Origin of the sequence: Mesorhizobium sp. B1-1-5 (genome assembly GCF_006443065.1) — a bacterium.
In the GTDB taxonomy this organism is placed as follows: domain Bacteria; phylum Pseudomonadota; class Alphaproteobacteria; order Rhizobiales; family Rhizobiaceae; genus Mesorhizobium.
This window is the reverse complement of the sequence record NZ_VFWS01000155.1, coordinates 1-10244: the sequence shown is the minus strand read 5'-3', so window position 1 is coordinate 10244 and position 10244 is coordinate 1. Positions and strand designations below refer to the sequence as shown.

The following is a 10244-nucleotide window of genomic DNA, read 5'->3' as shown; positions in this document are numbered from 1 at the left end:
AAGGTGCTGAATTTCTGCGCCAACAACTATCTCGGCCTCGCCGACAGCCCGGATTTGCGCGATGCGGCAAAGCACGCGCTCGACCGCTACGGCTACGGCATGGCCTCGGTGCGCTTCATTTGCGGCACGCAGGAGGAACACAAGCAACTCGAAGCGACGATTTCGTCCTTTCTCGGCATGGACGACACCATCCTCTATTCTTCCTGCTTCGACGCTAATGGCGGCCTGTTCGAAACGCTGCTCGGCGAGGAGGACGCCATCATCTCAGATGCGCTGAACCACGCCTCGATCATCGACGGTGTCAGGCTCTCGAAGGCCAAACGTTTCCGCTACGCCAACAATGACATGGCCGATCTCGAGGCCCGGCTGAAGGAGGCCAAGGACTGCCGCTTCCGGCTGATCGCCACAGACGGCGTGTTCTCGATGGACGGCATCATCGCCAATCTCAAGGGCGTCTGCGACCTCGCCGAGAAATACGACGCCATGGTCATGGTCGACGACAGTCATGCGGTCGGCTTCGTCGGCAAGAACGGCCGTGGCTCGGCCGAGCATTGCGGCGTCGAGGGCAGGGTGGATATCATCACGGGCACGCTCGGCAAGGCGCTGGGCGGTGCCTCGGGCGGTTACACGTCGGGCAAAAGCCAGGTGGTCGACTGGCTGCGCCAGCGCTCGCGCCCCTATCTCTTCTCCAACACGCTGATGCCGGCGATCGCCGGCGCCTCGATCAAGGTCTTCGACCTGATCCGCCATGGCGACGCGTTGCGCGAGCGCCTATATGCCAATGCGGACCGGTTCCGCTCCAGGATGGGCAAACTCGGCTTCACGCTGGCTGGCGCCGATCATCCGATCATCCCGGTGATGCTGGGCGACGCGGCACTGGCGCAGGAGATGGCGCAGCGCATGCTGAAGCGCGGCATCTATGTCATCGGCTTCTCCTTCCCGGTGGTGCCGAAAGGCCAGGCGCGCATCCGCACGCAGATGTCTGCCGCCCATTCCAGCGCCGACATCGACCGCGCGGTCGAAGCGTTCGGGGCGATCGGCAAGGAACTGGGCATAATTGGATAATCGCGAATGTTTACGCTCTACGGCGCCCCTTTGTGGGGGAGATGTCCGGCGGGACAGAGGGGGGCGAGAAGGAACGCAAGCCTCCGCATTGTTTGGAGAGACGCATGTCGAACATGATGAAGGCGCTGGTGAAGGCCAAGGCCGAGCCGGGCATCTGGATGGAAGAGGTGCCGGTTCCGGAGATCGGCCCCAACGACGTGCTGATCAAGGTCAAGAAGACCGCGATCTGCGGCACCGACGTCCATATCTACAATTGGGACCAGTGGGCGCAGAAGACGGTGCCCGTGCCGATGGTGACCGGCCACGAATTCGTCGGCACGGTCGCTGATTTCGGCGCAGCGGTCACCGAATACAAGGTCGGCCAGCGCGTGTCGGGCGAAGGCCACATCGTCTGCGGTCATTGCCGCAACTGCCGCGCCGGGCGAGGGCATCTCTGCCGCAACACGCTCGGCGTCGGCGTCAACCGTCCCGGCGCCTTCGGCGAGTACCTGGCGATCCCACAGCACAATGTCGTGCCGATCCCTGACGACGTGCCGGACGAGATCGCCGCCATCTTCGATCCCTTGGGCAATGCGGTCCACACCGCCCTGTCCTTCGATCTGGTCGGCGAGGACGTGCTGGTCACCGGCGCAGGCCCGATCGGCATCATGGGCGCGCTGGTGGCGCAATGCGTCGGCGCCAGAAAGGTCGTCATCACCGACATCAATCCGGTCCGGCTGGATCTGGCGCGCAAGCTCGGCGTCCAGCACGTCGTCGACGCCTCGAAGGAAAAGCTGCGCGACGTCATGCCGTCGATCGGCATGAGCGAAGGTTTCGACGTCGGCCTGGAGATGTCCGGCGCGGCTCCCGCTTTCCGCGACATGATCGACACCATGAACAATGGCGGCAAGATCGCCATCCTCGGCATCGCGCCGACCGGCTTCGAGATCGACTGGAACAAGGTCATCTTCAAGATGCTGCATCTCAAAGGCATCTACGGCCGCGAGATGTTCGAGACCTGGTACAAGATGATCGCCCTGGTGCAAGGCCCGCTGGATGTGTCGGGGCTGATCACCCATCGCATCGGGATCGACGATTTCCAGGTGGGGTTCGATGCGATGAGGAGCGGAAATTCCGGCAAGGTGGTGATGGATTGGTGAGGGGCTCTGAAGAGACGTCGAGTTCCTTCGCCCCCCTCTGTCCGGCAGGACAGAGGGGGGCGCTGTCCCGCCAGCCTCTCATCTACTTTCCCTCCAAAGCCCCTTCCAGCGCAGCCACCCCTCTCGCAATCGCCACCCGCTCGTCCACACTCAGCCTCCCCAGCAACTCCCTTTCAAACGCCTTCGCCAGCGGCACCATCTCGCGATAGGCCGCGAGCCCAGCCCTGGTCAGCGCCAGGCGCTCTACGCGGCGGTCGTTCTCATCCGGCGTGCGCGTCAACCACCGCCGCCGTTCCAACTCGGCTACCGCGCGCGACACCTTGGTCTTGTGCATGGCCGACTGTTCGCCGAGCTCGGTCGCCGTCATCGTGCCCCGCTCGCCAAGCCCCGACAGCGTGCGCCATTCCGGCCGCGTCAGGCCGTGGCGCTCCTTGTAGATGCGCGAAAATTCGCGGCTGACGGTATCCGCCAACCGATAGAGTCTGTAGGGCAGGAAGCTTTCCAGCTCGAGGATTTCCATGGTCGCACCGCGAAAGCGTCAGCCGTTGATAGTTACATTTTCAATGGTTACAAATGAAACCAGTTTGGTCAACATCGCCGGCAGGCCAGGTTCTTGAAGCTTGCAAGTCGGGATCAGGGAGGATCGGATGGGCTTTTCCTACATGCCGGGTTTCGGCAATGATTTCGAGACCGAGACGCTGCCCGGATCGCTGCCACAGGGCCGCAACTCGCCGCAGCGGCCGGCTTACGGCCTCTATGCCGAGCAGCTTTCGGGCTCGCCCTTCACCGCGCCGCGCGGCACCAACGAGCGCTCCTGGCTCTACCGCATCCGTCCGAGCGTAAAGCACACCGGCCGCTTCAAGGGCGCCAGCTACCCCTTGTGGAAGACCGGGCCCAATATCGGCGACCACGGGCTGGCGCTCGGCCAATACCGCTGGAACCCGATGCCGATGCCGACCGAGCCGACCGACTTCATTTCCGGCATGCGTACCTTCACCACGGCCGGCGATGCGGTTGGCCAGTCGGGCATGGCCGCGCATGTCTATGTCGCCAACCGGTCGATGGTGGACGACCATTTCTTCAACGCCGACGGCGAATTGCTGGTCGTGCCGCAGGTGGGCGCGCTGCGCTTCGTCACCGAAATGGGCGTGATCGAGCTTCGCCCCGGCGAGATCGCGGTGCTGCCGCGTGGCCTCGTCTTCAAGGTCGAGCTCGCCGACGAGGAGGCGCGCGGCTATGTCTGCGAGAATTACGGCGCCAAGTTCACCATGCCCGACCGCGGCCCGATCGGCGCCAATTGCCTGGCCAATCCGCGCGATTTCAAGACGCCCTGCGCCTGGTTCGAGGAGAAGGAGACGCCCTGCCGGCTGATCGTCAAATGGTGCGGCGCCTTCCACGTTACCGAACTCGGCCATTCGCCGCTCGACGTCGTCGCCTGGCACGGCAACTACGCGCCCTACAAATATGATCTGGCGACGTTTTCGCCCGTCGGCGCCATCCTGTTCGACCACCCCGATCCATCGATCTTCACTGTGCTGACGGCGCCGAGCGGCGAGGAGGGCACGGCCAATGTCGACTTCGTCATCTTTCCGCCGCGCTGGCTGGTGGCGGAAAACACCTTTCGGCCGCCCTGGTACCATCGCAACATCATGAGCGAATTCATGGGCCTGATCCACGGCCAGTATGACGCCAAGGAGGAAGGTTTCGTGCCCGGCGGCATCAGCCTGCACAACCAGATGCTGGCGCATGGCCCGGACGCTTCCGGTTTCGAGAAAGCGACGCGCGCCGACCTGAAGCCGGTCAAGCTCGACGACACCATGGCCTTCATGTTCGAGACGCGCTTTCCGCAGATGCTGACGCGCTATGCCGCCGAGCTCGGCACCTTGCAGGAGAACTATATCGACTGCTGGGCCGACCTGAAGAAGCGTTTCAACGGCACCCCGGAAGGCGACTGGTCTTGAGGCACGCCCGATGAATGACCGGCTGGTGCTTCTGGGCTCCAAGGGCGGCCCGGCGTTGCGGCCGGGCGGTCCATGGCCGACCTCTTCGCTGCTGGAACTCGGTGGACGAACCATTGTTGTCGATTGCGGGTTGGGCGTCACGCGCGGCCTGGTCGATGCCGGCCTAAACCTGAAGGCGCTCGGCCTGATCTTCGTCACGCACCTGCATTCGGACCACGTTCTGGAACTCGGGCCGCTGATCCACACCGCCTGGACGGCGGGGCTGGCGACGCCGGTGACCGTTTTTGGCCCACCCGGCACGGGGCATTATTGGCAATGCTTCTGCCAGGCGATGGAGTTCGACATCGAGATCCGCATCATCGACGAAGGCAGGCCGGACATCCGCGACCTGATCACGGTCGAGGAGTTCGGCGAAGGGTCGGTTCTGGACGAGCGAGGTCTGACGGTGACTGCGTTGCGCGTCGACCATCCGCCGGTCACCGACTGTTTTGCGTTGCGTTTCGAGCAGGGCGGCAAGAGCGTGGTATTTTCCGCCGACACTGCCTTCTTTCCGCCACTGGCTGAGTTTGCCAAAGGAGCCGACATCCTTGTCCATGAGGCCATGCTGGAGGAGGGCGTGGAGCGACTGGTCGCCCGCACCGGCAACGGCGCGCGGCTGCGCGAGCATCTCCTAGCCAGCCACAGTTTTGCCGACGAAGCAGGCCGCATCGCCAGCGAGGCCGGGGTGAAGCGGCTGGTGCTCAACCATCTGATACCAGCCGATGATCCGGCAATCGGCGAGGCCGACTGGACCGCCGCCGTCAGGAAAACTTGGTCCGGCGACTTGACGATTGCCCGCGACGGCCTTGTTGTGGGGCTAAGCGGTCAGAAGGCCGCGTCAGGAGAGGAAACCGCATGAAGCTTGCCACATTGAAGAACGGGACGCGCGACGGAAAACTGGTCGTGGTCTCGCGCGATCTGACGCGGTTCACCGACGCTTCCTTCCTGGTGCCGACGCTGCAGGCTGCGCTCGACGATTGGCGCCGTATTGCGCCGCATCTGGCGGCCATGGCCGAATCGCTTGAGACCAACGCAGTTCCCTCGGCGCGTTTCCACGAGCACGACGCGCATTCGCCGCTGCCGCGCGCGTATCAATGGGCGGACGGCTCCGCCTATGTGAACCATGTCGAGCTGGTGCGGAAGGCACGCGGCGCCGAGATGCCGGCGAGCTTCTGGACTGATCCGCTGATCTACCAGGGCGGTTCGGACTCCTTCATTGCGCCGCGCGATCCGATCCGCATGGCGGACGAAACCGTCGGCATCGACATGGAGGCCGAGGTCGCGGTCGTCGTCGACGATGTGCCGATGGGCGCCAGTCTGGAACAAGCGAAGCAGGCAATCCGCCTCATTATGCTGGTCAACGACGTCACGCTGCGCGCCATCACCGGGCCGGAACTGGCCAAAGGCTTCGGTTTCTTCCAGTCGAAACCCTCGTCGGCCTTCTCGCCGGTTGCCGTCACGCCCGACGAGCTGGGCAATGCCTGGGACGGCGGCAAGGTTAATCTCTCGCTGCTGGTCGACGTCAACGGCAAGCCGTTCGGCCGCGCCAATGCCGGCGTCGACATGACCTTCGATTTCCCGGCGCTGATCGCGCATGCCGCGAAAACCCGGCCGCTCGCCGCCGGCAGCATCATCGGCTCGGGCACGGTCTCCAACAAGCTCGATGGCGGCCCGGGCAAGCCGGTTTCGACGGGCGGTGCCGGCTATTCCTGCATTGCGGAACTGCGCATGATCGAGACCATCGAAGACGGCGAGCCGAAGACGCCCTTCCTGCGTTTCGGCGACACGGTGCGCATCGAGATGAAGGACAGAACCGGCCATTCGATCTTCGGCGCCATCGAGCAGAAGGTCGAGAAATACGAGGGGTGAGGGGAGCATTGAGCCGGTGACCATGCTGGAGCATCTGCGCCGCATGGCGCGCAACAATCTCTGGTCGAACGACCGGCTCTATCGTGCCGTGCTGGCGCTTCAGCCCGGCGAGCTCGAGGCCGTGCGCACCAGCTTCTTTCCGTCGATCAGGGAGACGCTCAACCACATCCTCGCGGTCGACCTTCTCTATCTCGACTTCCTGACCGGCGGTGGCCTCGGAGCCTCGGCCTATGATGATTTCGTGCCCTTCAACGATGCAGTCGGTCTGGCCGAGGCACAGGCCGATTTCGACCGCAAGCTGATCGCCTTTTGCGATGGTCTGTCCGAGGCCGATCTCGATCGCCGCGTCATCACCGACCGGCGCGAGGACGGCATGATCCCCGAGCGGATCGGCGACATCCTCGCGCATGTCTTCTTGCACGACATCCATCACCGCGGGCAGGTGCATGCCATGCTTTCCGGCACCTCGGTCGCGCCCCGCAATTGGACGAATTCCTGCTTGAGTACGACAAGGCGCTCAGGAAAGAGGAGGTCGAGCGGCTGGGGTTGCGAACGAGACGACCTGAAAAATTATTGTAGTTACGAAAATTATTGACTTAATTATTGTAGGTACATAAATTTATGGAGATCGTTTGGGACGAAATCAAGCGGCAGGCGAACGTATCGAAACACGGGATGGACTTTGTGGATCTCGACATGGATTTCTTCTATGGCGCCACCATCTTGCCGGCGCGCGGCAAGCGCTCCATGGCAATCGGCACCCTCGGCGGGGCTGCAGTTACGGTGGTCTTCTCCCGCCTTGGAAGCGAGGCCATTTCCGTTGTTTCCATGCGGCACGCTAGCGCGAAGGAAAGAGATATATGATGACCGCAAAGAAACTCCATATCACCAAACCCGACAAAGAATTCATACCGGGCAAGGGCTTCACCAAGGCGGACTGGGATGCTGTCGACAGCCCGGAGGCTACCGATGAGCAAATTGCCCAAGCCAGACCCTTCACCGAGGTCTTTCCAGACCTTGCCGAAAACATTCGCCGATCGCGTGGCCGGCCGGCGCTCGACAATCCGAAGAAGCAGGTGACGCTGCGGCTCGATAGCGACGTGATTGCCCGCTTTCGCGCCGGCGGACCCGGCTGGCAGAGCCGGATCAACGATATCCTGCGCAAAGCCGCTGGTCTCCAAAAGTAGCTCGCCCAGCATCGACGCCAGATGGTGCGACGCTACTCGCTTTGCTCATGGCGCCCCAAGAACGATTCCTGCTCGACTACGATGTTAAGCCGAGGAAGGCTGAGGTCGGGCTGCACTGGATGATCAGACCAACGCAACGTCATAGGCTGAGAAAAGCCGATCCGCGGTGACCATCGTCATGCCTTCAATTTGAGCCTGTGCGATGAGCAGACGGTCGAATGGATCACGATGATGAAGCGGCAGATGCTCAAGCCTCGCTGCGTGCGATTCATTTACGCCGAGGATCGGAATGCCGTTCGACTTCAAGATCTCCACGATATTGCCTGTGAGCGTGACTTTGCCGAGCGATTTCTTGATGGCGATCTCCGCCACCGAGATGGCGCTGACGACCACATCCTCGCCCGCAAGAAAGATGTCGCGATGATGATCCGAAAGACGTGAATCCGCATTGAGAACCCACAGCAAAATATGGGTGTCGACCAGATATTTTCTGCTCATTTAACAATGTACTCGTCCCATTCGGGACCAAGCTCATCGAAATCATCCGATATCCAGATTTGGCCTTTCAGGGCTCCAAACAGGCCCTTGCTCCCCGCAGGCCGGGCAGGGGCGCTCAAGGTTGCCACAATCTCCCCGTGCCGGGTCAGATTGATCTCTTCGCCGGCCTGGGCACGCTTCACCAACTCGGCGAGTTGGGCCTTTGCTTTTGCCATCGGAACGTTCATATCGACCTCATATGACCAGAATTTAGGTCATAAGAGGTCAAGCTGCAAGCAGGTCTACGCCGCCTTGCCGTCCAGCTTGATCACGCCGCGCTTGATCTGGTCCTGCTCGATCGATTCGAAGAGCGCGCGGAAATTGCCTTCGCCAAAACCTTCGTCGCCCTTGCGCTGGATGAACTCGAAGAAGATCGGGCCGATCACGGTTTTGGAGAAGATCTGCAGCAGGATCTTGGTCGTGCCGCCGTCGACGACGCCTTCGCCGTCGATGAGGATGCCGTGCTTCTTCATGCGCTCGATCGGCTCGTCGTGGCCGTGCACGCGCTCATGCGACATCTCGTAATAAGTGTCGGGCGGGCCGGGCATGAATTTCAGCCCGTTGGCGGCGAGCTTGTCGGTGGCCTCGTAGATCGCATCGGTGCCGACGGCGATATGCTGGATGCCCTCGCCATTGTACTTCTTCAGATACTCGGCGATCTGGCTGGTCTCGTCCTTGGACTCGTTCAGCGGAATGCGGATCTTGCCGCAGGGCGAGGTGATGGCGCGGCTGACCAGGCCGGTGATCTTGCCGTCGATGTCGAAGAAATGGATCTGCTTGAAGCCGAACAGGTCGCGATAAAAATCCCACCATTTGTCCATGTTGCCGCGATAGACATTGTGGGTGAGGTGGTCGAGATAATAGAAGCCGACGCCTTCGGGCTTCGGGTCGCGCTCGCCCAACCACTCGAACTCGGCGTCATAGGCCGAGCCTTTCTCGCCATAGGCTTCGATGAAATAAAGCAACGAACCGCCGATGCCGACGATGGCCGGCACGTCGAGCGCCTTGTCGGTTCCCTCATAGGGCGTGGCACCCTTCGACACGGCATGGTCGAAGGCATGTTTGGCATCGACCACGCGCCACGCCATCGAGGCGGCGCAGGGGCCGTGCTTTTCGACGAACTTCATCGCATGCGAGCCGGGCTCGGCATTGACGACATAATTGATGTCGCCCTGGCGCCAGACTGTGATGTCCTTGCTGCGGTGCCTTGCGACCGCGACATAGCCCATGCGGGTGAACAAATCCGCGAGCTTTTCGGGCTCCGAATGCGCGAACTCGACGAATTCGAAACCGTCGGTGCCGGCCGGGTTTTGCTTGTTGATCTTGGCTGGCGGGGCGTCGTGCGGGAAGGGGCCCATGGCAGTCCTCCGAAAGCTGTTGCGGCCGTGCTTGGCCGATTTTCGCGATGATAGCGCGCAGTATCCGCACGGTGCTTGCATTCAACCGCTTGAAATGCTCATCATGTGCGCAATTTGTGCATGAATGGAGAGAAATTCATGGATGATGCGCGTCTCGATCAATTTGATCGCAAGATAATGGCGCTTCTGCAGGATGATGCGCGATTCACCAACAGCGATCTGGCGGAGCGCGTGAACCTGTCGCCCTCGCAATGCTCGCGCCGCCGTCTGCGGCTGGAAGAGGACGGCTATATCAAGGGCTACCGCGCCGTGCTCGACCGCGACCGTCTGGGTTTTTCGCTGGTCAACGTCATCTCGGTGACTTTAGCCACCCACAACCGCGATAACGCCCGCCGCTTCGGCGAGTTGGTCGCCCGCCTGCCCGAAGTGCAGGAGGCGCACGCGCTGACCGGCGAGATGGACTACATACTGAAGGTGGTGACGCCCGATCTCAAATCGTTGTCCGAATTCGTCAACGGCGTGCTCCTGCCGCACGAATCCGTGCAGCACGTGAAGACGGCGATCGTGCTGGAGACGCTGAAGGAAACCGGCGCGCTGCCGATTTAAATTTTCGCAAATTTATCGGGTACGCTGGCAGGACAGAGGGGGCGCGAAGGATCGCCAGCCTGCGGAATTGGCCTATCGCGCTAAGCCGTCACCCCCGCTGCTGCTGGATCAGCCCATAAAGATTGGTGCAGCGCGCGCCTGAGCGGCAATAGGCGAACACCGGGCCTTCCAGCTCGTCGAGCGCGGCGGCCTGGTCCTCGACATTGTCCATGGTGATCTGGCCGCTGATGACCGGGATGTAGCGGAAGCCGAGGCCGGCCGCCTCGGCCGCCGCCTTGACGCTATCGGCCGAAGGCTGGCCCGGCTGTTCGTTGTCCGGCCGGTTGCAGATCACGCTTTTGAAGCCGGCGTCCTTGATGGCGGCGATGTCCTGCGGCTGGATCTGGCCGGAGACCGAATAGTCGTCGCTGATCTGGCGGTATTCCATGATGTGGTCCTCGCAATCTCTTTGGCGCAGTCATGCCACCCCGGGACATGAGCGGC

The 10244-nt window shown here is 62.1% G+C and carries 13 protein-coding genes and 1 pseudogene; 9 read left to right on the top strand and 5 right to left on the bottom strand.

Annotated features, from left to right (window positions below):
- Positions 1-1065: glycine C-acetyltransferase (locus tag FJ980_RS27480; RefSeq protein ID WP_140546808.1), on the top strand; the 1065-nt coding region annotated here is incomplete at its 5' end.
- A gap of 104 nt (positions 1066-1169) precedes the next feature.
- Positions 1170-2204 (top strand): L-threonine 3-dehydrogenase, encoded by a 1035-nt coding sequence (gene tdh, locus FJ980_RS27475; RefSeq protein ID WP_140546807.1) that lies wholly within the window; start codon positions 1170-1172, stop codon positions 2202-2204.
- Between the two features lie 82 nt (positions 2205-2286).
- Here tdh and FJ980_RS27470 read toward each other — a convergent pair whose 3' ends face one another.
- Positions 2287-2724 carry a MarR family transcriptional regulator gene (locus FJ980_RS27470; protein WP_140546806.1) on the bottom strand — a complete coding sequence of 146 codons (438 nt, stop codon included), beginning with the start codon at positions 2722-2724 and terminating at the stop codon, positions 2287-2289.
- A 127-nt stretch (positions 2725-2851) separates the two neighbouring features.
- On the opposite strand from FJ980_RS27470, the gene hmgA reads away from it, so the two are divergent.
- The 6 genes and pseudogenes from hmgA (at position 2852) to FJ980_RS27440 (ending at position 7260) form a co-directional block, all read left to right on the top strand.
- A complete protein-coding gene (gene hmgA / locus FJ980_RS27465) occupies positions 2852-4165 on the top strand; it encodes a homogentisate 1,2-dioxygenase (RefSeq protein ID WP_140546805.1) in 1314 nt (437 codons plus the stop codon).
- 10 nt (positions 4166-4175) lie between these two features.
- Positions 4176-5063 (top strand): MBL fold metallo-hydrolase, encoded by an 888-nt coding sequence (locus tag FJ980_RS27460; protein WP_140546804.1) that lies wholly within the window; start codon positions 4176-4178, stop codon positions 5061-5063.
- Positions 5060-6073, top strand: a complete 1014-nt coding sequence (locus FJ980_RS27455) for a fumarylacetoacetate hydrolase family protein (protein ID WP_140546803.1) — start codon at positions 5060-5062, stop codon at positions 6071-6073. Before FJ980_RS27460 ends, FJ980_RS27455 begins: the two co-directional genes overlap by 4 nt.
- 16 nt (positions 6074-6089) lie before the next feature.
- Positions 6090-6652: pseudogene (locus FJ980_RS27450) on the top strand (DinB family protein).
- A gap of 42 nt (positions 6653-6694) precedes the next feature.
- Positions 6695-6937: a BrnT family toxin gene (locus tag FJ980_RS27445; RefSeq protein WP_140546802.1), complete on the top strand. Its 243-nt coding sequence runs from the start codon at positions 6695-6697 to the stop codon at positions 6935-6937.
- Positions 6937-7260 carry a BrnA antitoxin family protein gene (locus tag FJ980_RS27440; protein ID WP_140546809.1) on the top strand — a complete coding sequence of 108 codons (324 nt, stop codon included), beginning with the start codon at positions 6937-6939 and terminating at the stop codon, positions 7258-7260. Before FJ980_RS27445 ends, FJ980_RS27440 begins: the two co-directional genes overlap by 1 nt.
- A 123-nt stretch (positions 7261-7383) precedes the next feature.
- Here FJ980_RS27440 and FJ980_RS27435 read toward each other — a convergent pair whose 3' ends face one another.
- The 3 genes from FJ980_RS27435 to hppD are packed head-to-tail and all read right to left on the bottom strand — an operon-like array spanning position 7384 to position 9155.
- Entirely contained in the window at positions 7384-7758 is a 375-nt protein-coding gene (locus FJ980_RS27435; protein WP_140546801.1) for a type II toxin-antitoxin system VapC family toxin, read from the bottom strand.
- Complete coding sequence (locus FJ980_RS27430; protein ID WP_140546800.1) at positions 7755-7985, bottom strand: type II toxin-antitoxin system prevent-host-death family antitoxin; 231 nt, start codon at positions 7983-7985, stop codon at positions 7755-7757. Before FJ980_RS27430 ends, FJ980_RS27435 begins: the two co-directional genes overlap by 4 nt.
- A 54-nt stretch (positions 7986-8039) precedes the next feature.
- Positions 8040-9155 carry a 4-hydroxyphenylpyruvate dioxygenase gene (hppD, locus tag FJ980_RS27425; RefSeq protein WP_140546799.1) on the bottom strand — a complete coding sequence of 372 codons (1116 nt, stop codon included), beginning with the start codon at positions 9153-9155 and terminating at the stop codon, positions 8040-8042.
- Positions 9156-9293: 138 nt separating this feature from the next.
- Between hppD and FJ980_RS27420 the strand changes: the two genes are divergently transcribed.
- Positions 9294-9761 (top strand): Lrp/AsnC family transcriptional regulator, encoded by a 468-nt coding sequence (locus FJ980_RS27420; RefSeq protein WP_140546798.1) that lies wholly within the window; start codon positions 9294-9296, stop codon positions 9759-9761.
- Positions 9762-9849: 88 nt separating this feature from the next.
- On the opposite strand, the gene FJ980_RS27415 is transcribed toward FJ980_RS27420, so the two are convergent.
- Positions 9850-10188, bottom strand: coding sequence for a TIGR01244 family sulfur transferase (locus tag FJ980_RS27415; RefSeq protein WP_140546797.1), 339 nt, complete (start codon positions 10186-10188; stop codon positions 9850-9852).
- Between the last annotated feature and the right edge of the window lie 56 nt (positions 10189-10244).

Bases quoted from the DNA above. Each gene is read 5' to 3' on its own strand.
- hmgA (WP_140546805.1), top strand. From the start codon at position 2,852: ATGGGCTTTTCCTACATGCCGGGTTTCGGCAATGATTTCGAGACCGAG.
- FJ980_RS27430 (WP_140546800.1), bottom strand. From the start codon at position 7,985: ATGAACGTTCCGATGGCAAAAGCAAAGGCCCAACTCGCCGAGTTGGTG.
- FJ980_RS27460 (WP_140546804.1), top strand. From the start codon at position 4,176: ATGAATGACCGGCTGGTGCTTCTGGGCTCCAAGGGCGGCCCGGCGTTG.
- FJ980_RS27415 (WP_140546797.1), bottom strand. From the start codon at position 10,188: ATGGAATACCGCCAGATCAGCGACGACTATTCGGTCTCCGGCCAGATC.
- tdh (WP_140546807.1), top strand. From the start codon at position 1,170: ATGTCGAACATGATGAAGGCGCTGGTGAAGGCCAAGGCCGAGCCGGGC.
- FJ980_RS27470 (WP_140546806.1), bottom strand. From the start codon at position 2,724: ATGGAAATCCTCGAGCTGGAAAGCTTCCTGCCCTACAGACTCTATCGG.
- FJ980_RS27455 (WP_140546803.1), top strand. From the start codon at position 5,060: ATGAAGCTTGCCACATTGAAGAACGGGACGCGCGACGGAAAACTGGTC.
- FJ980_RS27445 (WP_140546802.1), top strand. From the start codon at position 6,695: ATGGAGATCGTTTGGGACGAAATCAAGCGGCAGGCGAACGTATCGAAA.
- FJ980_RS27420 (WP_140546798.1), top strand. From the start codon at position 9,294: ATGGATGATGCGCGTCTCGATCAATTTGATCGCAAGATAATGGCGCTT.
- FJ980_RS27440 (WP_140546809.1), top strand. From the start codon at position 6,937: ATGACCGCAAAGAAACTCCATATCACCAAACCCGACAAAGAATTCATA.
- FJ980_RS27435 (WP_140546801.1), bottom strand. From the start codon at position 7,758: ATGAGCAGAAAATATCTGGTCGACACCCATATTTTGCTGTGGGTTCTC.
- hppD (WP_140546799.1), bottom strand. From the start codon at position 9,155: ATGGGCCCCTTCCCGCACGACGCCCCGCCAGCCAAGATCAACAAGCAA.